Origin of the sequence: Leadbetterella byssophila DSM 17132 (genome assembly GCF_000166395.1) — a bacterium.
Taxonomy (GTDB): domain Bacteria; phylum Bacteroidota; class Bacteroidia; order Cytophagales; family Spirosomataceae; genus Leadbetterella; species Leadbetterella byssophila.
In genome coordinates, this window is sequence record NC_014655.1 from 2,092,317 (window position 1) to 2,116,612 (window position 24,296).

Here is a 24,296-nt window from a genome sequence, read left to right on the forward strand (position 1 = left end):
AATGGCAATGTATTTTGGATCAAGTCGAAAACGTGGGGGGAGATTTATCTAAGCATAGATATTTTTGAGTCTATATAGAAAGAATATGATGTCTCGTACGCCCCTAGAAGAGGCTCTGAAGGCTTTTATTTTTGCACGGTTCGCCGCTCCGATTAAAGGATTCCGCGGACGCATTTGTACTTCTGTTATGGAAGTAGTTTAATATTTGTAGATAGTGTGTTTGTACAGATTTACAGACTGTGTTAAAAGCCTCTATGCCGCTTTTTTCTACCTGCTGATACCATATGCCTAGTTTCTTAAAAGCATCCTCTTTTGCACGGCTGTAGGTAAAAATATTAGCCAATTGAACAGATAATTTATAGGCTTGTTCTAGTTTTGGGTACCGTTCAAACAGAAAAGTAGCTCGCTCAAGTTGAGATAATGTCCACTTACTTTGGTGTTTAAATAGTAAATACCTGCTACGTGCTAAAAGCTGTTTTAATGTATCTCCGTTTGGTAGAATTTCCGGCTCGTAAGTCTCTCCATTTAGTTTTGCCCTTGTAATGGCTTCATTTTCGTCATTGATGGCTTCCCACCGGTACTTTATCCGTAATTCTTGAACTGCATCGAAAGCTAGTTTTTGTACGTGAAAGCGGTCTATTACCCTGGACGCATTGGGAAAACTACGTCTGACGGCCTTTATCATGGTTGCTGCCATGTCTAAAGTTACTTCTTTTACCTTTTTACGAAGCTGCCAAGGAATCTTTTCGAGTACCGCACTAATATCTTCTGCACGAGTGCCTTTGATCATGGCTACTAGAGCACCTTTTCTGCCTGCTGCAGCTTTATTGGTAACGATTGTATAGAGTTCGCCTTGAGAAAGTGCAGTTTCATCAATGCTTAAACGTTCCCCAACATTCTCAGCAAACAACATCCACTCTTGTGCGTGTTCCCTTTGATCCCAATCGTGGTAATCGCTAAAATGGTCTTTGTACTGCTGGCCCAATTGTTTTCCATCAACATGAAAAAAATGGCCTAATTGATGGCTACTTACCGGATTGTGGTCCAAATATTTTTTTTAAGAACAACCCAAATTCTTGTGTCATTCTTGACTAGGCGTCCCCGAACCCTTTGCTACCAAATCCCAATCTCTACTGATGGTCTCACCACTCGATATTACACGCCATCTACGCCTAAGTATGTGTAAATAAACCTTTTTGCCGCGGATGGGGAAATCTTGAACCCTTATCTCAGGAAGAAAACCTTTCGATTCTAACTGCTCTTGCAAATATCCGGCAGGAGCTACATTAAGCTCTTCTAAATGAAAGTTGAGCGTACCATCTACTTCTACAACTTTAGTACAATCAAAATAATCAGCAATCTCTCTGGGAAACAATAACCTTACTAAGTCCTCCTGCACGCTCAATTTCTCCTATATTTTTCTCTTGCAAAGAAACTATAAAATTCATCTCCCCCCAAGAATTTCACTTAATCCGTAGCTTACAACAACACATTAACATTACACTTCACTGCATCCAAACAATAGCCTTAAGAAATAGTTTGTATTTTTTTTGGCCCGAAAAAAAGCAGAAGCCTACTCATACCACAATGAGAAAATTAATTCTTAAACAAAGTTGTGAAACAGTCATAATATTTTCAGTCACAACAAACCACCGTTAAATAAAAATTATCCATACCAATAAATAAAAAAAAACTTTTCTTTTGGATTTAGAATATTTCTCCATTAATTTCAATTAACACTTATATAAATACAACTTTTAGTGAGATAGAGAAATTCTACAGACTTAATCCTATCAAGGCCAAAAAGCAATCAAAGCAGAAGAATAATCATGAAAAAACAATACTTAATATTGGCAATCCTCTTAATTAATATTACAAATCTTACGTCTTATGGTCAAAGCCTAAGCTTCGCAGATTTACTATTTTCAGTTGAAAAAATGTCAAATTTCGGTGAAATTAAAAAAAGGATGCAAAAAGTTGGCTTTAGTTTATTTGAAGAAAATTCTTTAGAAAAATCAATGACCTTTAAAAACCCATCAAATCAATCTGAAATACTTCATATTGGCCCAGATTACTTTCAGTATGAATTTCCAGATAAAGAAAACGACGGGTTAAAGTTGTGGTTTAATAATTACTTTACAATACCAAATATAAAATTTATTGGCGCATATCAGCAAAATATCCCAGAGTATAATAGGGCATGGTTTTCTACAATTAAATATTACGGGACTCCAGAGCATACCTATAAAATTGCCTCTTATTTGGATTATTCGCAAAAAATACCATCTAAAATATCTTGTATATATATCAATAAAGGACAAGCTGTGGATGTAGATATTTTCAAACCGTGGACGAAACGAAAATAATCGAAACAATGAAGTATTGTTTAATATTTACTTTTTCCTTGTTGCTACCGACTATTTCGTATTGTCAAAAACAAATTGGTGGTAGAATACTAAAAGATGATAATAGCCCAGCAAAATTTATTCAAGTTAGTTTGCTAAAGGCAGACTCAACATTTCTGGTAGCAAGTTTAACTGATTCTCTAGGCCAATATAAATTTGACAGTTTGAAAAGCGGAAGCTATTATATCTCACTTGGAAAGATAATTTATCAAGAAATCGAAATTTCAGAAAATGATCAGAAAATTTCGGTAGAGGACACTTACGTTAGAAAAAAAGAAATACTTCTAAATGAAGTAAAAATAAAGGCTTTTAAAAACAGTATAGAACGTGATTTAGATAAGTTAATTGTAAAAATTGATGACATCATATTGTCAAAAGGTAGAAATGCTTTTGAATTATTAAGCATTCTGCCAGGCATAAAGTATAGCCCAAATGGTGGGTTAACCGTAAACGGAAGAGGGACTCCTTTATTTTTGATTGACGGTAAACCAATCGGTAATAACGGAAAACAAAGTACCTCAATTCTTTCGAGCATGTCGGCTGAAAATATTGATAAAATAGAAATATCGACTACACCGTCATCAAAGTACGATTCTGAAGGGAGTGGAGGAATTATAAATATTATTACTAAAAAAAATAAATCTTTTAGTGATATCCGAACGACAATAGGCGGGCAGCTATTTCCAATGAAGGGTATTAGTGGTTCAGATTTTTTGACAAAGGGAATAGGAGCTAATTTCGCATTTCGTTTAAAAAAGCTAAATACAAATTTCACTTTAGATTACACAAAAAGTGAAAATATTCAAAATAGTCGATCTGAACGGTATTTTAAAGACAGTAAAAGTATAATTGAAAATATACGTAATCTTCATACTAATTCAAAATCTCTATCGTCTAGGTTGGTATCATCTTATGAAATAAATAAAAAAATATCAATAGATCTTAGTGGATCTATAATTGCTACTATTCCCAGTAAATCACATTCAAAAGAATCTTTTTACACATTAGATTCGACAACCTCTTCAGACCTCAACTTAAAAACCAACTTGAGAATTGCCTCCATTAATTTTGGTACATCACATACGTATACAGTATCCACCCGACGAACTACATGTTTGATTCCTGAAGATTATTCTTAAAGTTCTGCGGGTAGAGATCTTTTAAGTTTTTGTGGTTGATTGACATGATATTCTCCAAGGTGTATTTCAGCCATTGGTAGGGGTTCACCTCAATCTTTTTGCAAATGGCTAATAATGAATAGATCATTGCCGATCTTTGTGCTGCCGTATCCGCCCAACGAACTACATATTTGATTTGTCAATAAGCTGTTTATAGTTTTTGGGGAACAGATCTTTGAGCTTTTTATGATCGATGGTCATGATGTTCTGCAGGGTGTATTTCAGCCACTGGAAGGGATTGACCTCATGTTTTTTGCAAACGGCAAAGAAGGAGTAGATCATAGCCGCGCGCTGTGCTGCTTCGTGACTCCCAGCGAACAGATAGTTTTTGCGGCCGAGTGCCACCGGTCTGATTGCATTTTCCACCAGGTTATTATCGATCTGTAGGTTTCCATCATACAGATAAGCCGATAGCGCATCCCAGCGGGCATAGGCATAAGCCATGGCTTTTCCGATCTGGCTTTTGGGCAGGGTATTCTTGATCTGCTCAAATATCCATTTGCCCATTTGGTTGATGACCGGTAGCGATTCTTTCAGGCGAAGCTCCTTGATCTTGTCGGCAGATAGTTGTTGCTCTCTAGCCCTGTTTTCAATTTTATAAAGCTCCTGTATCATCAGAAGTGCCTTTTCTGCTCTATTGCGATCATTTTCTAACGCTTTTTCAAACTCTCTTCTGGCGTGTGCCCAGCAGGCCAGGTGGGTGATATCTTTCTTCTTGCCATATTTATCATATGCCGCATATCCATCCGTCTGCAGATAACCCCTAAAGTTATCCAGCATGGATTTAGGCACGTGACCACCACGTGAAGGATTATAGTCAAACAGTACGGTTTTGTCCAATGGGGAGTGGTAGACCCAATAATAGCCCTGATGGGCAGCACCTTTTTTATCGCTGTCCAGTACTTTTATCGGGTCGAGTAGGTAAGGGGAATTTCACCCCGAACCTCTCACAGCACCGTGCGTGACAGTCTCCCGTCACACGGCGCTTCCAGATCAGCCTTTACTTTATTTAGTACGGTCTGGCAAGCGTCCAGTGGATGAATAGTTTTGGGTTCTGGTTATAGATTTTCCTCAACCACTGATGTGCTCTCCTTCTTCCCATCTTTTTACGTCTCATAACCCATCGTACCAACTTGAGGTTAATCCAATACCAAAGTCCGTACACCGTCCATCTTGAATACACACAGTAGTAATTAATCCAACCTCTGGCCATTGCGTTCAGGCGTTGGGCGATGTCTTGCAGCTTTCCCATGAAACGCCTGTTCACTACACTCTTCACTTTCTCTCGAACGGATTTCTTCGCATCCTGACTCATACACGGAAAATACGTAAGTTTCCAGCCGTTTTTGGTTGGCCTGCCCAAGGGTCGAAATGTATGACCAAGGAAGGTGAACGAAACCGGTACTGGATTTGACTCTCTGTGGATCGAGTTTTTGCAGTATACGATTTTTGTTTTCTCGCTGTTGAGTTCAAGTTTGCACTCCTTCATACGCTTGGTTACCGCATTCTTGATAAATACAGCCTGATTCCAAGTGGTACAGTGGATGATGGCGTCATCGCAATACCTTTCAAAAGGCATATTGCCGTGATGCTTTTCCATCCATTTGTCGAAAACGAAGTGCAGGAAGATGTTGGCCAGCAGGGGACTTATCACTCCACCCTGAGGTGTCCCTTTTTCTCGTTTGTGCACTTTACCCTCACGCACTACGCCCACTTCAAGCCAGCGTTCGATGTACATGATTATCCATTTCTCGTCGGTATATACACGCACGGCTTTCATGAGTAGTTCGTGATCGATGTTATCGAAGAAGCCACGGATGTCCAGGTCCACAACCCAGCTGTAGTACCCACAGTTCCGCACCGTTTTAGCCAGCGCATCATGCGCACTCTTGTTCGGACGATAACCGTAGCTGTCCTGATGGAAGCTCGGCTCCACCTTGGGTTCAAGATAGCTTTTGACAACCTGTTGGGCTACCCGGTCTGACACCGTAGGTATTCCGAGTCCTCGATAACCTCCACTTTTCTTGGGAATTTGCACCTCCCTTACTGCTTTGGGATGGTAACTGCCCGAGGTCATACGGTTCCAGATCTTATATAGATTATCCGCTAACCGTTCCTCAAACTGTTCCAGACTCTGCGTATCAATCCCGGCACTCCCCTTATTTGCCCGTACTTTTCGGTAAGCATCCAACACCATTTTCTTGGTGATTGGATGTTGCTTTGTTTCATAGTAATCAATCATCCGTTTTACTGTTGTTGTTTATTATGAAACTGATCCGGTCACTCCCTTTCCTCCATTTCCATTACAGAAATTTCATCGGTACTACGGAGTGATCCGTCCCTATGGAAGGCTTTGGCAATTTTGACCTTGTACATGTGTTGCACTTGTGTCCTTGCCTTGGCATCCTCCCATAAGTTCCCTTGTTCCATACGATCGCCTGATCCAAGTTCCTGCGACCTCTGCACCGCCTGCCATCCAGCCGACACCAGTTTACTGCTGCTGGACTCTGATCTCGGCCACGAAACTTTTTGTCCGATTTTGGCAGGGTATCAGTCGATAACGATACTTTAATACAGCCGTTCACTTTCGTTCAGCTCCTTGGATCACACTTGATAGTTACATTACTACCTTTTCTCTCGTCGCTCAATACCACCCCCTTTCGGAAAGGCAGCACCACGGAGTAGTTTGTTGGGTATGTCTGTCATCCCCAACGGCAGGCCAAACTGCCATCAATCGTACAGCATGCAGCCTAGCCTTAGGCTGTTTCAAGGCACACGTCGAGTAGGTAAGGGGAATTTCACCCCGAACCTCTCACAGCACCGTGCGTGACAGTCTCCCGTCACACGGCGCTTCCAGATCAGCCTTTACTTTATTTAGTACGGTCTGGCAAGCGTCCAGTGGATGAATAGTTTTGGGTTCTGGTTATAGATTTTCCTCAACCACTGATGTGCTCTCCTTCTTCCCATCTTTTTACGTCTCATAACCCATCGTACCAACTTGAGGTTAATCCAATACCAAAGTCCGTACACCGTCCATCTTGAATACACACAGTAGTAATTAATCCAACCTCTGGCCATTGCGTTCAGGCGTTGGGCGATGTCTTGCAGCTTTCCCATGAAACGCCTGTTCACTACACTCTTCACTTTCTCTCGAACGGATTTCTTCGCATCCTGACTCATACACGGAAAATACGTAAGTTTCCAGCCGTTTTTGGTTGGCCTGCCCAAGGGTCGAAATGTATGACCAAGGAAGGTGAACGAAACCGGTACTGGATTTGACTCTCTGTGGATCGAGTTTTTGCAGTATACGATTTTTGTTTTCTCGCTGTTGAGTTCAAGTTTGCACTCCTTCATACGCTTGGTTACCGCATTCTTGATAAATACAGCCTGATTCCAAGTGGTACAGTGGATGATGGCGTCATCGCAATACCTTTCAAAAGGCATATTGCCGTGATGCTTTTCCATCCATTTGTCGAAAACGAAGTGCAGGAAGATGTTGGCCAGCAGGGGACTTATCACTCCACCCTGAGGTGTCCCTTTTTCTCGTTTGTGCACTTTACCCTCACGCACTACGCCCACTTCAAGCCAGCGTTCGATGTACATGATTATCCATTTCTCGTCGGTATATACACGCACGGCTTTCATGAGTAGTTCGTGATCGATGTTATCGAAGAAGCCACGGATGTCCAGGTCCACAACCCAGCTGTAGTACCCACAGTTCCGCACCGTTTTAGCCAGCGCATCATGCGCACTCTTGTTCGGACGATAACCGTAGCTGTCCTGATGGAAGCTCGGCTCCACCTTGGGTTCAAGATAGCTTTTGACAACCTGTTGGGCTACCCGGTCTGACACCGTAGGTATTCCGAGTCCTCGATAACCTCCACTTTTCTTGGGAATTTGCACCTCCCTTACTGCTTTGGGATGGTAACTGCCCGAGGTCATACGGTTCCAGATCTTATATAGATTATCCGCTAACCGTTCCTCAAACTGTTCCAGACTCTGCGTATCAATCCCGGCACTCCCCTTATTTGCCCGTACTTTTCGGTAAGCATCCAACACCATTTTCTTGGTGATTGGATGTTGCTTTGTTTCATAGTAATCAATCATCCGTTTTACTGTTGTTGTTTATTATGAAACTGATCCGGTCACTCCCTTTCCTCCATTTCCATTACAGAAATTTCATCGGTACTACGGAGTGATCCGTCCCTATGGAAGGCTTTGGCAATTTTGACCTTGTACATGTGTTGCACTTGTGTCCTTGCCTTGGCATCCTCCCATAAGTTCCCTTGTTCCATACGATCGCCTGATCCAAGTTCCTGCGACCTCTGCACCGCCTGCCATCCAGCCGACACCAGTTTACTGCTGCTGGACTCTGATCTCGGCCACGAAACTTTTTGTCCGATTTTGGCAGGGTATCAGTCGATAACGATACTTTAATACAGCCGTTCACTTTCGTTCAGCTCCTTGGATCACACTTGATAGTTACATTACTACCTTTTCTCTCGTCGCTCAATACCACCCCCTTTCGGAAAGGCAGCACCACGGAGTAGTTTGTTGGGTATGTCTGTCATCCCCAACGGCAGGCCAAACTGCCATCAATCGTACAGCATGCAGCCTAGCCTTAGGCTGTTTCAAGGCACACAGTCTCATCCACCTGTAGGTAACCTTTTGCCTTCGTGTCGAAAACCAGCTGCTGATAAAGTGGTTCGAGTTTGATCAGCGCTTCTTTTGTCCAGCCCTCGATGGTCGATGAAGCTATGTTGATGTTTTCCCTGGCGAAGATCTGCTTCTGGCGGTACAGCGGGAGGTGATCCATATACTTGCCGGTCAGGATCATCGCTAGCAGACCGGCTCCAGGAATGCCTTTGTCGATCACCCGCTCCGGAAGTTCTGCTATCTTGACACCCTCCCCGTTTTTAGCTGCATATTTATAGCGGATGTAACGGTTGATATAGAACTTGGCAGGCTCACATTCCAGTTCTTCGGTAATCTCTTTGCCGATGCACACCATCTCCGACAGATCACCTTCGGGATGGATCTCAATCTCTACTACAGGAAGGTGCTGGGGTAATTTCGCACGGCCTTTATGATTGGGGCGACTGCGGGTGTATTCGATCTTTTGCTTGATTTCCTCTTGCTGCTCTACTACCTCTGCTGGTGCGGCTTCAAAAGGCAGGGAAGTCTGGTTGGGGTCACCTTCAAAGCGCTCGCGTTTCTGTCCAAACTGCATACGCTTGTACATGGCAAGCTGTGATTTTAGGAAATCTATTTCTTCGTCACGACTGGAAATAACCTTGATAAGGTCTTCTTTTGAGAGGTTTTCCAGTGCCGTTTCCATACCATAAAGATACGGATTTTACTCCGTTCTACCTATAAAAACACGCACAATTATGGCAGTGAATAACGTTTTTTTTGTATGCTGCTCACCACCTGAATCCCTTCGATCATCAGCACCAAATCGCTCCATGACAGCTCTCCCTTTTTCAGTGTAGACCTGCCAAAAGTGCCTTGTTCGAGCCGCTTGTAATACAGTACAAAACCGCCACGTTCCCAGTGCAAAAGCTTAATGTGGGTACGGCTACGGTTCAGGAACACAAACACTTCCCCGCTGGTGGGCTGACGCCTCATGCCGGAAATTACCAGGCCGCAGAGACCGTCAAATGATTTTCTCATATCGCAATGCCCATCGTAGAGATAGAACCGGTGGGATGATCCCAAAGAAAACATATCAGTACAAATGGATCAACTGGGAAAGTAAACCGAGATCTGCATCTACCTTGATGCGCACACCGTTAGGATAGATGACCTCAACTTCCCCTTTCTTGCACATCTTATCGATCGATAAAAAGCTTCTTGTGCCAGGGGCATGGACTTTACTGCGCGAAAACCAGTAATAAAATGTAGCAGTACTGATTCCATTTTCCTCGCAGTAACGTTTCTTGCTCTTACCGCTCTGATGCCAGTCCGCTAGCATCGCAGACATCTGTAATTTCTTTTCTTCTTTGCTCATAAAGCAAAGGTCTGCTTAATAAACCGCTCATAAAATATGTACTTGGTCGGGCGGATACGCATATTCCGTATTTTTTTGCCAGTTGTAAAACGCCCTGACATAACTTGTACCCCTGCTCGGGATGCTTAAACTGGCCGAAGATTTGTCCCATTAGCTGATGGGTGTTTTCGCCTATTTTATAACCTTCACTCTTAAAAAAGTCCTCCGACCAGTTGTGGTAATACCGGTGATTGGGGTGCAGGTGGGCGGCATTGGTAGTGTACTTATAATTGGCTTTAAGCCGCTCATGAATGGCTATCTGCTTGTAATTCCAGTAAATCTCTACCCGTTCATTGGTATATTTTATGTCTACCTTTTTGCCTACATATTGGTAAGGGACAGAATAGTGATGTTTGTCTTCAGACAAAACTACATGACAGTTGGGATGCACCTTAGCTTGCTGGTATTTGCGAAGCTCGAAGGGTTCTGCGGGCAAAGGCTTAAGTTTCTCTTTTTCCAGCGTTTCGAACTGTTGCAGGCGGTTGCCCATTTTGTTTTGGTAAGGAAGATTATTGTGCTGTGCCACCAGCTCTGCTATAGCTCGGTTTAGCTCTGCAAGACTATGAAAAACCCGCCCGTGAAGCGGTGCATAGACCCGGGTGTAGAGGATTTTAACCGCTCCCTCTACCAAGGCTTTATCCTTGGGTTTATAGGCTCGGGTGGGCAGGATGACCGTATTGTAATGCTCCGCAAAGTCCGACATACTTGCATTCAACTCCGGATCATATTTACTCGCCTTCTTAACGGCCGGCTTTAAGTTATCGGTTACGATAGCCTGGGGAACACCCCCAACGGCCGCAATACAGGCCCCTAAACAACCTAAAAAATCAGGCGTTTGCTGACTCATACACGCCATACCGAAGGTAAAACCGCTGCAAGGAAGTATCCCCACAAAGAACTCTACAGGCTTTTGCTCTCCTGTCTCATAGTCGGTCAGATAGAGCTTTTTACCTGCAAAGTCGATCATCAGCTTATCAGCTGCTTTATGTTCAAAAACATAACTGATCTGCTGATGCTGTAGGTATTTGTTGAGGTGGTCGCAATACTGAGAATATCCAATTCCGTTAGGGTACTTGGTCTTATAGGCATTCCACAAGAATTGTTTGGTAACACCCACTTTTTTCAACTCTTTAACCGCTGTATCAAACTCACCGTAAAGTAACTCCAAGGAGGGTTTACTCCGGCTTTCAGGCTTTACAATGACCTGTAAATCATATTCGTCCAGCTTGTGTAATTCTAAGAGACTTAAAGGGTGCGAATGGAAAATCTGAGCATATTTATCAACCGTAGTTCGGGAAACTTCGGCCATTCTGCTAATGCTCCGCCGAGACTTCCCGTCCATAAGCATACGCAATACTAAATGTAACTTATTCATAGATATTATTTGATTAGCCATCCTGGTAGTTTTTATACCAGGCAAGTAATCAAATCTCTACAACAAGTGGCCCACTTTCAGCCGGAATCTCTGGCCCACTTTAACCCGGAACTCATGGCCCACTTTGAACCGGAATATCTAAAAGGGCGAGCTTACACAGTTAAGGTTTCGCTAAAATAGTATTGCTATCAAATTCTAATAACATGGCTATTTTTTGAATTTTCACTCAATTTTAAGAAAACTCCAATTCCACAACCAAAATCAGACATTTGTGGAAAAACATAACTGTACTGAAAATTAAGATTTATTACTCCCAATGAAGAGAATGGAATAAAATGGTTAAGTGATAAATGTGGACCAGCAACTATAAATCCCTTTATAGGTCTATTTTCAAATGGATGAATAATTGGTACAGTAAATGCTCCTCCGTTAGGAAGCTGAACTGAAACTACGGCATTTTGGGGAATATTAAAATCCGTAGCCTTCAGCCCCCTGAAATATGCTACTTTAAGACCACCTCCAATCAAGGTAGTAGAGTTTCCTTTATTAATTCTTACTAAAGTTTGACTGATACTTGAAATACCAAATCTATTAAAGAGGTAATATGGATATTCCTTTCTGGTATCCGTATTATATTCTGCTCTAAGAGCTTGGCTTAAATAGTACTTTTTAGACCTCCTCTTTAAAAATGTATTTGAAAAGGCAAAACTGTTGAATTTACTTTTGCTACCGTAATCTTGTATAAAAGAATAGTTGAGGTTTATACCAATGATCTTGTTTAGTTGGTCGTCTGATAGTTGAACAGCTTGTGAAAAGCAATTGTGAAATCCAAAAGCCGCTAGTAGGAATATTGGAAATATATAGGATTTCATAAAAAAAGTTATAAATTTTGCCTGTTGTTTCACCTATAACATTTTTTTCTTATGAAAATTGTAAAATTCGAACCAATTTATCTTTTATTATTGGTCCTCCTTTTATCGTGTTCGGATAAAATGCAGTTTGATGAAACTGACAAGGTAAGCGTGAAAAATCCTCCCAATTTAAGAATACCCAGAGACCAGGTCCCACCAAGTACTTTTGTCAGTAATAATCACAGGTTAAGGGTGTATGAACTTTCACCAGATAAATTACAAATTAAAGATCCTGTAATAATTGATACTCAAGGTAATATTATAAAGAAAAGCGATAAACTAATTTTAAATAGTGAGTACCAAATAAAGTTTAACGCACCTGCAGAATATGATCTGTTTGTAAATGCACATGATGGATTTGAGATGATTTCTCTAGAGAATAAGGGGTTAGAAAAAGTATTGAAAGTAAAATATATTGACGAAACAGTCGAAAAGATTTACCTATCAATCACTCCTATAAAAAAGAAAGGTGCTAGAATCAGCGAAAAATTAACTCCTATTAATTTTCTCCTACCGAATTAATCTAAATTATCCTTAAACAAATTATAAAATTCATTAAGATGAAAAAATCTATCAACATTTTGCCGTTCTCCATATTTCTTCTTCTTAGTTATATAGCAAATGCTCAATGTGTGCCGGCTAGCTATTTTGGAACTGCAGAGATTTTGAAAGCCGATGGAAGCCCACTTGGCACTACTCCTATGGTAGGTAGCACAAACTATCAAATAAAAGTAAATTTTACCAATCCTAATCCAACCTATAGTGCTCCACTAATTGTAATCAGTGTAGCCGACGGTTTTGGCAATGTACCATATATCGGTGCACCATTTGAATATATACCGCCTGCTGTAATCGGTAAGGATGTACCTGTTCCTGGTACATCTGTAACATTTAATGTAACTACCGTTCCTGAATCAGAATTAGGTACGCATTTATACTTCAGTGTAAGGTTTCAATGCGGGTCTTGTTGCCCCAGAACAGATGGTGCCTTAAAACAATACTTCCTATACGCAAATAGATAAGTTGTCAAGGCATAATAATCGTTTACACTAAAAGCCATTTTTTTTAATACTTTTAATTCCACTGGAAAACCGATTTTAGACTATAGACTTCAAGAATGCATGCGATTCATCAAACGAACGAGGCAATCTAAGCGTAGACTTGAAACTCTCACAGTCCAACAATAGCGGTATTAACCTATACGTTACGAAGGCTTCGAGGTATAAAACTCAAGCAAAGATGCTTAGTCGGAGTTTTACATTTATTATTATAACGATGCTCTTATTGTATACCGATATTCACGGTTTTAGCTATGCTCTCTAAAGATTTATTCTAGAATTCGTAAGCTAATGTAATCTTCCACATCATAGATACATAGCAATCTAAATAATTAAAATCAGAGATTCTTTTATTATCCTGTTGAAGTGTGGGAAACTCGGTGATCATTCAAACGAAATTCCTTGTCCTAAGCCATTCCCAAGAAAATTTATAAGGCGAAAAAACTAGAATATTGAAGTGGTAAAATACCAGTTCTCATCAATATTTGGAAGCGCCTCTCTTTGGACTTTTTTGCAAATTGGTTTTTAAAAATACTCTCGGAGATTGTATATCTTAAATTTTGACATAGAAATGGAGAATATTCGCATAAATCTCGCAAACAAGATGTACCATACAGCAAGTACCGAACCCTTGCCTAGACTTCGAGAACAGATATACTTTATTATCTCTAAAAAAATATCAAGTTAGAACTTTTCATCATTTTGGAAATGATACCCCATTCACCTTACGATGTGCAACTACATCCTTCAAGCAACAAAATTTAGTCTTAAAAAATTTTAAAGAATGTTTATGTTCAGTACTTTTTCAACTCTAAACCAAACAAGGGATATTGAAATCTCCACCTAGAGAAAATTGTATTGTCTTACCATTTCCAATTTTATTTATACATAGTATATCTATTTAGGCTCCGGTAACCCATTTGTTTCAAGTCCTTAAAATCCAAATATTAGTCAGTTCACTTTGTTGGAAGCTTCAAATTGCATCCAAACTTCAAAAGAAACGATATGACCTTTCTTGCTAACTAAGTTTTTCATCAACCTTTCTAATATCAAAAAAAATGAACGTGAAATTTTACGTAAGGGCATTGCTATGCCTTTACCTGAGCCTATCATTGCATCATCTGGCAGCTCAGGAGCTGAAAGTGGGAGACACCCTCCCGCCAGAACTATGGAGCCTGCCTCTCAACGTTATTAGCCACCCCTCCGGAAAGGAGACCATCACCCTTGATGAATATAAAGGCAAACTGATTATCCTGGACTTCTGGGCTACGTGGTGCAATCCTTGCGTAGCCATGCTCCCTAAAATGGACAGCCTGCAAAAAGAGTTTGCAAAGCAGGTGCAAATACTTGCGCTTACCTATCAGACCACCAAAGAAGTGGATGAGTTTATGAAGAAATATACTCGCCGTACGGCTAGAGAGCTAAAGCTCACTATGGTAATAGAGGAGAAAGCGCTGCACCAGGCCTTTCCGCACATATATATCCCCCATTATGTGTGGGTCAGCCCTGAAGGTAAGGTGAAAGCTATTACCGGGCATGAGGAAATTACGGCTGAAAAAATCAGATCATTTCTAAAAAATGGAGAGACAACGCTGGCCACTAAAGCTGACCCTACCAGCATTGCCTATGACAGCAGCAAACCATTCCTGGTGAATGGTAATGGGGGGGATGGTAAAAATCTGGTTTACCAGTCAGTATTGACCAGATATACGGAAGGCCTACCGGACGGCTTCTCCATCAGGCTTGACAGCATCGGCAACGGAAAGCTATCGCTATTTAATGTGCCTTTACATTGGTATTATCTGAAAGCCTATGGCGCTGATTCGGTTTGGTTCGGGCCCAGTAGAACAGAGGTTCACATGAAAGATCCCCATAGAGTAGTTTACTCGGATAGCTGCGGCCCCTATGAAGATTGGAAAAACCGATATACGTACTGCTATCAGCTTGTTCTTTCCGCAGCTTCCAGGTTGAATCTTTTTAATGCACTAAGAGAAGACCTGAGACGTATGTTTCCTGACATTGAAGCCACCATTGAACCCAGGAGAAAACTATGTTGGGTTCTTTCACGGTTGGATGGGCATAAGATACCCATAGCAAGTGAAGGAGCATACGTTTCACGCATGGAACCCACGGGCTATACCCTTCAAAATGGCAGGCTCAAAGGCCTGGTTTGGAATATGAATATGTTTGTTCTGCAGCAGTCTGCCATTCCCTTAATTGATGAGACAGGAATCACCCATAAGATCAGTTTGCAGATCAATGCCCGATTAAACGATATGGTTTCGGTGAGCAAAGAGCTTGAAAAATACGGTCTTCAGATAATACAGGAATATCGTGATATAAACGTATTGGTTCTAAGAGATAAAGAGGTAAAATGATGAGCAGAAAATCTACATTTATACTCGGGATGCTTGTTTTGGGAATAGTGCACCAAGGTGTAAGCCAAAACAAAGTATCAGGCAGAATAACAGATGTGTCTAACAGTCAACCGGTTAGTAATGCCCTTATTAAAGTTCTTGATTCAGATACCGGCACTGCCAGTGATTCGCTTGGATTTTTTTCATTAGTTGTCATGGAATTGCCGGTTACATTGCATATCAGTCATGTAGGTTATGACCCTGTGTATTGGCCGCTGGCTGGTGTTCCTAAAAATCCGCTGGAAGTAAGATTACAAAAAAGAACCCACACGTTAAACGAGGTGGTGATTTCTACAGGTTATCAACAGATTCCGCGGGAGCGCATGACCGGTTCATTCAGCCAGGTTAATCATGAACTGTTTAACCGGCGGGTATCACCAGACCTACTGGCCAGGCTGGAAGATGTGGTGCCCGGGCTGGTTTTTAACCGGCGGCACGGAGCTAACAATATCTCTATCAGGGGTAGAAATACCATAAATGGTGATGGCCAACCGCTAATTGTGGTAGACAACTTTCCGTTTGAAGGTGATCTGTCATCACTAAACCCTAATGATATAGAGAACGTAACGGTACTCCGTGATGCAGCGGCCAGCTCAATCTGGGGCGCACGTGCGGGAAACGGGGTAATCGTTATCACTACTCGAAAAGGGAGCTATCAGCAGGCACCTGTGATCACTTTTAATGCTAATGTAACCGTTTCTGAAAAACCGGATTTTTATTACCAGCCCCAGATGAGTTCATCCGATTACATAGATTGGGAGCAGTATATGTTTCAGAGGGGCTATTACAATTCATTTTTAAACAACGCGAATAAAGTAGCCTTCACCCCGGTGGTAGAACTGCTTTTCCAGCAAAAGTCAGGTCAGATTTCAGATGATGCCGCTATGCGACAAATAGAAGCCATGAAAAATTATGATGTACGGAGAGATATGGAAAAATACCTGTATCAAAACGGGCTAAACAGCCAATACTCCCTGGCTTTAAGTGGTGGAAGCGCCCATCAGAAATATGCGCTTTCAGTGGGCTATGACAGGATCCTGGCCGCTGCAGTAGGAGACGAAAGAGAACGCCTGACGCTGAACGCTAATCATACTTATGGGCTGTTTAACAACAGACTTGAGCTGACCACAGGGGTGTATTATGCTTCGCAAACCCAGGATCGCAATTCGCCCGGACAGCTTACCTATACCAGTATCCGGGGTGTGCAGCCGCTGTACCCGTACGGCCGCCTGGCAGATGATCAGGGGAAAGCGCTTATAACCGCAAAAAATCACCGTCTGCCTTATGCTAAACAGGCGTTGGAAAACGGTTTATTGGACTGGACCTACAAGCCCCTTGAAGAAATGGAGAAATCAGATAAAACTACCCAGGGTCAGGAAATACGGCTCAGGGCAGCAGTCACGTATAAGGTATTCCCTTTTCTGAAGACTGAGGTTTCTTATCTGTATCAGAGCAGCTCGGCTTCTTTACGGGATTACTATGGTTTAGATACCTATTACACCCGTGACCTGATCAATACCTACACCCAGAAGGGAGCCGATAACGGCCTCACATTTCCCATTCCTAAAGGAGGGATACTCGACAGAGGCCAAAGTACCGTGGCGGGCCATAGCTTACGGGGCCAGCTTAATTTCAGTAAAAAAGTGGGTATCGGAGAGTTGGATGCCATTAGCGGCGCTGAATTAAGAGATCATCATACCGAAAGGATGAACTCGCGGTGGTACGGGTATGATGATGAATACGCCACGGCGGTGCAGGTGGACTATACCCGGTATTTTCCTTCTTATGTGAATCCGGGCACCAGTCTTCTGATTCCTTCCAATGCTTCACAGGCTTACCTGATAGACCGTTACCTGTCTTATTACGCTAATGCCGGGTATAGCATAAAGAAGAAATATGTGCTGTCAGCCAGCGCCCGGCTGGATCAGAGCAATCTTTTCGGAGTGAAAACCAATCAGAAGGGTGTACCATTATGGTCAGGCGGTCTGGCATGGGTAGTGTCATCTGAGGAGTTTATGAAAGACGCCCCTTTCTCTTACCTCAGACTCAGGGCTACTTATGGCTCCAGTGGAAATGTAAATAAAAGCCTGTCTGCCAAAACCACGGCAGCCTTTTCACCCACCGATTTCTTTTCCCTGCTCCCTTATGCTACTATTCAGAACCCGCCTAACCCCACGCTGAGGTGGGAGAAGGTAAAGATGTTAAATTTTGGACTTGATTTTGAGAGCCGGAATGGCAGATTTGGGGGTTCATTGGAATATTATCGCAAAAGAGGGCTTGACCTTTTCGGTCAGGTGCCTTACCCGCCCTCCACCGGCATCAGTACATTCAGTGGTAATGTGGCAGAGACCGGGGGGCATGGAATGGATCTTTCTGTCAATATAAAAGCGGCCCGCGGTAGTGTGCAGTGGGATGTATTTACCTTGTTCAGCTATGTTTCAGATAAAGTAACTGACTTCAAAGTAGAATATCCGGCACGAAACTTTGCGCAATCGAACGAGACCGGAGGGTACGCGTTAGTGGGGAAACCCCAGTATGCCCTGTACAGTTATGATTTTGCCGGCCTGGATCCTGAAAATGGTGATCCTCTCGGTTACCTGGATGGGGAGGTAAGTAACCAGTGGGGAAAGATAATGCAAACCACAGCGGTAGAACAATTGCGATATCACGGGCCTGCCCGGCCCGTGGTGTACGGTGCCATAAGGAATAATCTGAGCTGGAAAGGAATCACATTATCCGCTAACCTCAGCTACCGTTTAGGATATTACTTCAGAAGATCTTCTGTAAGCTATACCAGTTTATGGCAGGGTTTACCGGTTCATGGCGACTATGAAAAAAGGTGGCGGCAGCCTGGTGATGAACAATTCACCTCAGTACCTTCTGATCCGGGAGGGCCCAATTCAAACCGTACCACATTCTATCTGTTTTCCAGTGCCTTAATTGACAGGGCCGATCATTTTCGTCTCCAGGATGTTCAGTTGTCATATACTGTAAATAAGCTGGGGACAGGCACTTTGAAACTGCAGAATACACAGGTTTATGTGTATGCTAATAATTTGGGTATTCTCTGGAAGGCCACAAAAGCCCATCTTGACCCTGATTATCCAGTTTCGAATTTCCCGCCGCAGCGCTCATTGGCTTTGGGTATCCGGTTTAACTTCTAATAGATATTGACGATGAAAAATAAATATTTAATTAAGCGCACCTGTTTACAAATGGTTGGGGGGCTTTTCATTCTCTCTGTTTTGTGTGGTTGTGAAAACGGCTTCCTGGATGCTAAACCGAATAAAGCTATCCTTGTGCCCACTGCTTTGGAGCACTATCAGGCCCTTTTGGATAATGCGCGGGATGTAATGAACAGTACTCCGTATTTAGGAGAAGTATCGGCAGATGATTTCTACATGGCAGAAAATACTTTTGAAAGTTACGTGGAAGAAGACCAAAATGCACATGTATGGGCCGATCGCATCTATCCCGAACGTTCTATATCCGATTGGGATTTACCTTACAAACAGATCTTTTATGCCAATGTGGTCTTGGAAGGTTTAAAGGAATATAGTATCAATCAGGATACAGAAAATCTGAAAGGTTCGGCTCTTTTCTACAGAGGGTGGGCCCTTTTCCACATAGCTCAGCTTTTTGGGCCGCCTTATAATCCTGAAAATGCAGCAAGTAAAAGGGGAGTCCCCGTGCGTGTCAGTGCGGATGTAACGCTGCCTTCACAGATTGGCAACTTGCAGGATACCTATGAGCGTATAAAATCAGATTTAGTAGAGGCTATACCTCTTTTACCGTTAGAGCAACCGGTTCCTACCCGGCCCTCCAAAGCGGCAGGCTACGCGCTGATGGCCCGGTTGAGCCTGGTCATGCAGGAATATGGGAAGGCCAAACAGTATGCTGACAGTACGCTGGCACTGCAAAATGAACTCATAGATTATAACACGGTAGACCCTGCCAAAGCAATGCCTTTCCCGGATCTCTATTTAAATGCAGGCAGAAACCCGGAGGTCATCTTCCTGTCTGTACTTGTTCCAAATATTTATCTGGGCAGCAGTCCAAACACCCTGGTGGATACTACTCTCTACCGGTCCTATGCTGATGCGGACCTACGGAAATTATTGTTTATAAATTCAAATAAACAGTTCAGGGGAAGTTACATGGGGCAGAGGTTTTACCAGTTTTCAGGCCTGGCTGTCGATGAAATGGTTCTTACCCGTGCAGAAGCTAACGTTCGGACAGGAAATACCGAAGCGGCTCTTAATGATTTGAATAGGCTGCTGCTTAAGCGTTGGCAAAAAGATAAATATGAACCTTTGAGCATAAATGACCCTCAGGAATTACTTGAAAGAATATTGACAGAGAGAAGAAAAGAGCTTGTAGGCAGAGGAATAAGATGGACAGATCTCAAGCGTTTAAATCAGGAAGCGGGCTTTGAAAAAGTACTCAAAAGAAATGTAAACGGTAAAGAATATACGCTGCCTCCCCACGATAGCAGATATGCTTTGCCTTTCCCAGATAGTGAAGGCGATTTATAGGAATGACAGATTGGGTAAATAAAATATTCCCGCCTTTAACAATGAGGCGGGAATCTATAATCAAACGATTTCAGGGAAGGGGAGTAAATTTACCCGGTCTTTCATCCGAGATGTTTCCCTCTTCATCCTTATAAGCTGTACACCATCCGCTACCGGGACATGTATATTGATGCGGTTGCAGCGTCAGTGGTTGCCAATCGTTACCGTCCCAATATACATTAGGATCATTCATTTTTTGTGTAGTAGCCAGCGCAAGGCCACTTCCGAGAATAATTGCCATTGCAGGCAAAAATTTAATTACCTTTTTCATTGCTTTACTAAATTTGAATTGAATTGTTAGTTAAAGTTTCCCTTACTCTGTTTTCAGGTTTTCAGGGGAACCCTGGTCCCGGGAGGCAGTTTCTGAAACCGCATTCCGGGATCTTTTTTGTTTACGTTTTCTGTGTCACGGCAAATTTGTTTTGAGAGTGAAAAATATATATCCCCAAAATTATAAGGGTCAGAAAGAAAAGGTTAAAGACAAGATGCGCCTCAAAGCCCATGGAACGCAGTACACCCCCGCAGCTGCAAGGTGTGCGTTCAAAGTAGCTCATCACCACCAGGCCTGTATAACCGGTGAAAAGAGCCATCAGTAGTGCTGAACCGTATAATCCGGGTAGACGGGTAGCCGGAATGATCAACAAGACGCAAAGGAGAAGTTCAGCAGCCGGAATCAGCCAAACCAGCGGTGCTTTTGACCAGGACGGTAATTCCTGGCCTGCCAATTGCCGCTCAAACTCGCCCATATCTATGAGCTTGGCAAAAGCCGTATAGCTGAAGAGAATAATCAATGCCACAGCTATTAAAGATACTATTTCGTTTCGTCTCATCGCTATGATAATTTAATGTTTAGTGGCTTCAAAAAAACCACGTGATTTGTCTCTACAGAAATGATCTGGTTATGCTCATTTCATTAACTCATTTTTAATACAAAGTTCCGGCAGCTTTTTCATCACAAAAAAGAAAATTATGGGCGATTTTCTACCTGTCTGTGTTCAAATCTTGCCATATTTTCCGGTTTTGAACTTCCGGCCTTGAAAAAGTCAAAAGTGGAGGGGTAGCTAAATAATTATATAGCCTGGTAAAAAACTCGATTGCATCGTTTCAGCAATCGGCCAGATGAACGATTGTAATACAATCGCTACTGGGGGGGCCGTCCAGGCCTGCCCTTACTCGGAACTCGTGGGCAGAGGAGTTTTTGATGAATTTTCAGCTTTTGAAACGGTCATTTCGTTTTGATGAGTTACATATTACCAAAACTATTCTTTACCTTTGACTGAAATATCCTTATTTCATCTAAAGAGAAAAGTTATCCGGTAGTATGCAAAAGCTGAAAACAAATAAGGGCAAAATGAGTAAAGTCAGTTACAAAACTTACTTTAATGACCGTCTGAAGCAGGTGCCCCTGCACGGTCAACTAACCTATCCCTTATATATTCAGGTGACTTTTGAGCGCAGGACCATCTTTTTTAAAAGCTACTATTTTGAGCTTTTTTCAAAGGCCAGGTATTACCAGTCTGCCGCAGGGGTCGGCCGCGGACCTTCTATTGAAGAAATAACGGATAAAGAAAACGAAGTGATTGACTTTATCATCCGTAAGTATAGAGATACTTTTTCATTAAGCCTCTTCAAACAGGCATATTCCCTTTACAGCAGGGATCTGTGCGACAGCACGGAAGAAAGCTTTGTTAACTATATGTACCATTTCTTCCAGGATAAAGGTATGCCGGACTTTGCCATAACCGTCAGGGAGGGTAGCAGGTATCGGATTGCTTACCATGTGGTACGGGATATGAAACAGGCACTTACAAAACCACTTTATGAAGAGCTGGTAGAAAATTCACTCTACTATGCTCCCCCCTATTTACCGCTATATGGTTTTATGCAGCAGACAAAAAAATGGCCCATGCTTTGCCTGACAGTCATGGAATGGGAAACCGGGAATACAAAAACCGAATTTACAGCGTATCTCCACCAATACTATCCCAAAGATAATGCAGATGAAATAATGAAACAGGTGGAGAAATGGCTGCAGGCTGTTAAGGGTCAATAAACACACATTGGTTTTTTATGCTTTCTGTGTTTATTCTTATCCGTTGATATGTATTGCTTTTCTGAATTTATTACATATTTTTACCAATCGAAGTACAATAAGACCTAAAAATTGGGTCTTATTGTACCACAAAAGGTAACATGGCAGACAGCGTTTACATATCAGAACATCTTACTACTCTATTCGCGATTACTTCTCAATTTCTTATTCGTCTGGTTTGGCCTAGAAAGTGGACGATAGTAAAACAACCGAAAGCACACGTTATCTAACGGCCAGGCTTGTCTAACTGCTTACTTGGTCATAATTTCATCTTCTTTAACTGCCTTTGTACTTCTCTCTCCACTTTATCGAATTCAGGCAAATCCTTTATCTGCTCGCTCATAGAGCTTTTCCAACGACCTTTGTATTGGGGTAGGCGTTCTGTTAGCTTCTTATGAAAATCTTTCGGGTTTAATCCCTTTCTTGCACATTTTTTCCTGAACTCATCTAAGTAAAAATCAGCTTCCATCCCATGCTCTACCAATAAATACCAGATATCGTAAAAATCCCTTGCTGCCATACGCTGCATTACAGAACGTAGCTTTTCGATCAATACCTCTTCCAGTGGGTAACATTGTAGATCATATTCTTCCAAATCCGTATAATCAATAAAAGCGGGGTTTAAAACAGGTTCAAACTCCAGCTTTTCACTTCTGGAAATATCTACCTTTACCCGCTTATTGTTTCCTTGTTCACCCAATGGCACTACATAACTGATATAGAAGTTTATTCCACCATCTTCATGCTCATTATTGTCGATTATGTCAAGGGGAATATTTGCTTCATCCCGGATATATTCAAAGGCTTCTTTAAACCATGCAAATATCTGCTCATTAGTAATCTCGCCGGTCAACAATGTAAAATCAAGGTCTTCAGAAAACCTGTAGTCCGGAAAATAGATTTTCTTTAATACAGTGCCGCCTTTGAATACAATGATTTTTGAGAGCTGGTCGTGTTGAGACACACCTTTTAATATCCAGGAGAGAATATAGTCTTTCTCTATCTGCTGGTCACGAACCCCCACTTCTCTTGCCTTTTGCTGTATTTCTCCGGGTTTAATCATGTGTAAATAGCTGATTTAATGGTTTCTGTTTCCAGATTTTGCTGGATGCCCCATCTGCTTATCATTTTTCCTGACCTGGGTAGTTCAGTATCCAATACAACATAAGAGGCCGTCTTCTCCTTTAATAATTTTTCTATAATCGGGTTATCAATTTCTAACAGTTCCAGGAGAAAGCCAAGCCGCTTAATAACTGCCTGTGATTTAAATCTTTTTGCGTATTCCAGCAGCTTATCAAATTTAATTTGGTTTGCAGAAATGCCGATTGCTCTTGCAATCTCAACGATGCCTCCCGCATAATCAGGCTTAAAAAGACAGTCAATAATCGTTTTTTCAAGATCTGAGCATTGCACTTTATGGAAGCTGTCAATCCAGATTTTTTTCATCCCGAAGAAGTGATCCGGATTATGGTATATAAACTGGAAAGGAACGTTTTTGATCTTAATTACTGAAGGTCTGAGTTGCCTGGAAACTACAATTTGCTCTTTTAGTGACGGCTGTGTAATAAGATTATGAATTTGCAACGCAGAATAGTAGCCAATATAGTATTGGGCATCTTTTACAATAAATTCAGGTACCAGGTGCCAGTCAGGCATAAATGTATCCGCATCTTGTTCGTAGGGAATGATATAATAGACCCCCTCTTTTAAGCGCATTAAAAGACCTCTTTTGGTCATATCGCTTAATAATTCCTTTACTGCGCTTTCCCCTGATTCGGGTAAAGCCTTAAAAGCCTCTGCATAACTAAAGCAAAATCTGTCTTGTTCATTAAAATATGACAAGAGTTCATTTGACTGCGTAGAGATGTACTTATTTCTCATAACATCATAGTCAGGATAAACCTGACTGTATAACTACGAAAAATAAATTTTATAATGTCTCAATAATTGCGAACACACTGTATTTGCAATGTTCCGAAATCATTCATTTTCCCAATTTTAACAAAAGATAAAAATGGAAATTCTAAGTTTTTAGCTACTGGATTTCCCATCAGCAACAGTGGAAATTTTGTAACAGCAAAGCATGCTGTATGATCTTAGGTGAATTGCACCATAATAGCATCACGACGATTGCATCATTTAAACCGCCAGGCTTGCCAACTGCTTTAAATCTTCCAAAAAAAGATTCGAAATCTGTACAGGCAGGGCGACTAATTATCGTAAGGGCGAATTGCAAT

The 24,296-nt window shown here is 41.9% G+C and carries 20 protein-coding genes and 2 pseudogenes; 8 read left to right on the forward strand and 14 right to left on the reverse strand.

All coding sequences use genetic code 11. From position 1 onward, the window contains the following. Positions 1-103: 103 nt before the first annotated feature. Positions 104-1,048: an ISAon1 family transposase gene (locus LBYS_RS09800; RefSeq protein WP_445468610.1), complete on the reverse strand. Its 945-nt coding sequence runs from the start codon at positions 1,046-1,048 to the stop codon at positions 104-106. Positions 1,049-1,081: 33 nt separating this feature from the next. Continuing rightward, positions 1,082-1,399, reverse strand: a complete 318-nt coding sequence (locus tag LBYS_RS09805; protein ID WP_229310481.1) for an ISAon1 family transposase N-terminal region protein — start codon at positions 1,397-1,399, stop codon at positions 1,082-1,084. Positions 1,400-1,829: 430 nt separating this feature from the next. Between LBYS_RS09805 and LBYS_RS09810 the strand changes: the two genes are divergently transcribed. Beyond that, the gene (locus LBYS_RS09810; protein ID WP_013408719.1) at positions 1,830-2,366 is read left to right on the forward strand and encodes a hypothetical protein; all 537 of its coding nucleotides are present in this window, start codon (positions 1,830-1,832) and stop codon (positions 2,364-2,366) included. Between the two features lie 8 nt (positions 2,367-2,374). After that, entirely contained in the window at positions 2,375-3,544 is a 1,170-nt protein-coding gene (locus LBYS_RS09815) for a TonB-dependent receptor (protein ID WP_013408720.1), read from the forward strand. A 162-nt stretch (positions 3,545-3,706) separates the two neighbouring features. On the opposite strand, the pseudogene tnpC reads toward LBYS_RS09815, so the two are convergent. The 8 genes and pseudogenes from tnpC to LBYS_RS09850 form a co-directional block, all read right to left on the reverse strand. Further along, positions 3,707-4,495, reverse strand: a pseudogene (gene tnpC, locus LBYS_RS09820) (IS66 family transposase); the annotation flags it as partial. Positions 4,496-4,592: 97 nt separating this feature from the next. Beyond that, positions 4,593-5,825, reverse strand: a complete 1,233-nt coding sequence (gene ltrA, locus LBYS_RS09825) for a group II intron reverse transcriptase/maturase (RefSeq protein ID WP_013408147.1) — start codon at positions 5,823-5,825, stop codon at positions 4,593-4,595. Positions 5,826-6,457: 632 nt separating this feature from the next. Beyond that, entirely contained in the window at positions 6,458-7,690 is a 1,233-nt protein-coding gene (ltrA, locus tag LBYS_RS09830; protein ID WP_013408147.1) for a group II intron reverse transcriptase/maturase, read from the reverse strand. 535 nt (positions 7,691-8,225) lie between these two features. After that, positions 8,226-8,921 (reverse strand): annotated as a pseudogene (locus LBYS_RS09835) (transposase); the annotation flags it as partial. 50 nt (positions 8,922-8,971) lie between these two features. Continuing rightward, positions 8,972-9,310 (reverse strand): IS66 family insertion sequence element accessory protein TnpB, encoded by a 339-nt coding sequence (gene tnpB, locus LBYS_RS18770; RefSeq protein WP_013408721.1) that lies wholly within the window; start codon positions 9,308-9,310, stop codon positions 8,972-8,974. Between the two features lies 1 nt (position 9,311). After that, positions 9,312-9,566, reverse strand: coding sequence for an IS66 family insertion sequence element accessory protein TnpA (tnpA, locus tag LBYS_RS09840; protein ID WP_013408722.1), 255 nt, complete (start codon positions 9,564-9,566; stop codon positions 9,312-9,314). Then, the gene (gene istA, locus LBYS_RS09845) at positions 9,529-11,007 is read right to left on the reverse strand and encodes an IS21 family transposase (RefSeq protein WP_187287885.1); all 1,479 of its coding nucleotides are present in this window, start codon (positions 11,005-11,007) and stop codon (positions 9,529-9,531) included. Before istA ends, tnpA begins: the two co-directional genes overlap by 38 nt. Before the next feature lie 188 nt (positions 11,008-11,195). Further along, positions 11,196-11,879: a hypothetical protein gene (locus LBYS_RS09850; protein WP_041823579.1), complete on the reverse strand. Its 684-nt coding sequence runs from the start codon at positions 11,877-11,879 to the stop codon at positions 11,196-11,198. 51 nt (positions 11,880-11,930) lie between these two features. Here LBYS_RS09850 and LBYS_RS09855 point away from each other — a divergent pair, with 51 nt between their 5' ends. The 5 genes from LBYS_RS09855 to LBYS_RS09875 all read left to right on the forward strand — a co-directional run bounded on the left by LBYS_RS09855 (position 11,931) and on the right by LBYS_RS09875 (position 19,928). Beyond that, positions 11,931-12,440 (forward strand): hypothetical protein, encoded by a 510-nt coding sequence (locus tag LBYS_RS09855; RefSeq protein ID WP_013408725.1) that lies wholly within the window; start codon positions 11,931-11,933, stop codon positions 12,438-12,440. 38 nt (positions 12,441-12,478) lie between these two features. Next, the gene (locus tag LBYS_RS09860) at positions 12,479-12,940 is read left to right on the forward strand and encodes a hypothetical protein (protein WP_013408726.1); all 462 of its coding nucleotides are present in this window, start codon (positions 12,479-12,481) and stop codon (positions 12,938-12,940) included. Between the two features lie 1,094 nt (positions 12,941-14,034). Continuing rightward, entirely contained in the window at positions 14,035-15,354 is a 1,320-nt protein-coding gene (locus tag LBYS_RS18295) for a TlpA family protein disulfide reductase (protein ID WP_013408727.1), read from the forward strand. Further along, the gene (locus tag LBYS_RS09870; protein ID WP_049781357.1) at positions 15,351-18,557 is read left to right on the forward strand and encodes a SusC/RagA family TonB-linked outer membrane protein; all 3,207 of its coding nucleotides are present in this window, start codon (positions 15,351-15,353) and stop codon (positions 18,555-18,557) included. Before LBYS_RS18295 ends, LBYS_RS09870 begins: the two co-directional genes overlap by 4 nt. 12 nt (positions 18,558-18,569) lie before the next feature. Next, the gene (locus LBYS_RS09875) at positions 18,570-19,928 is read left to right on the forward strand and encodes a RagB/SusD family nutrient uptake outer membrane protein (RefSeq protein WP_013408729.1); all 1,359 of its coding nucleotides are present in this window, start codon (positions 18,570-18,572) and stop codon (positions 19,926-19,928) included. Between the two features lie 70 nt (positions 19,929-19,998). Here LBYS_RS09875 and LBYS_RS09880 read toward each other — a convergent pair whose 3' ends face one another. Together LBYS_RS09880 and LBYS_RS09885 are read right to left on the reverse strand one after the other, a co-directional pair. After that, positions 19,999-20,238 carry a DUF6520 family protein gene (locus tag LBYS_RS09880; RefSeq protein WP_013408730.1) on the reverse strand — a complete coding sequence of 80 codons (240 nt, stop codon included), beginning with the start codon at positions 20,236-20,238 and terminating at the stop codon, positions 19,999-20,001. 121 nt (positions 20,239-20,359) lie between these two features. After that, entirely contained in the window at positions 20,360-20,797 is a 438-nt protein-coding gene (locus LBYS_RS09885) for a MauE/DoxX family redox-associated membrane protein (RefSeq protein WP_013408731.1), read from the reverse strand. Positions 20,798-21,318: 521 nt separating this feature from the next. Here LBYS_RS09885 and LBYS_RS09890 point away from each other — a divergent pair. After that, the gene (locus tag LBYS_RS09890) at positions 21,319-22,020 is read left to right on the forward strand and encodes a hypothetical protein (RefSeq protein ID WP_013408732.1); all 702 of its coding nucleotides are present in this window, start codon (positions 21,319-21,321) and stop codon (positions 22,018-22,020) included. Positions 22,021-22,318: 298 nt separating this feature from the next. Here the strand turns inward: LBYS_RS09890 and LBYS_RS09895 are convergent, their stop codons facing one another. Together LBYS_RS09895 and LBYS_RS09900 are read right to left on the reverse strand one after the other, a co-directional pair. Beyond that, positions 22,319-23,122: a nucleotidyl transferase AbiEii/AbiGii toxin family protein gene (locus tag LBYS_RS09895; RefSeq protein WP_013408733.1), complete on the reverse strand. Its 804-nt coding sequence runs from the start codon at positions 23,120-23,122 to the stop codon at positions 22,319-22,321. Then, positions 23,119-23,940, reverse strand: coding sequence for a type IV toxin-antitoxin system AbiEi family antitoxin domain-containing protein (locus tag LBYS_RS09900; protein ID WP_013408734.1), 822 nt, complete (start codon positions 23,938-23,940; stop codon positions 23,119-23,121). Before LBYS_RS09900 ends, LBYS_RS09895 begins: the two co-directional genes overlap by 4 nt. Positions 23,941-24,296: the final 356 nt, after the last annotated feature.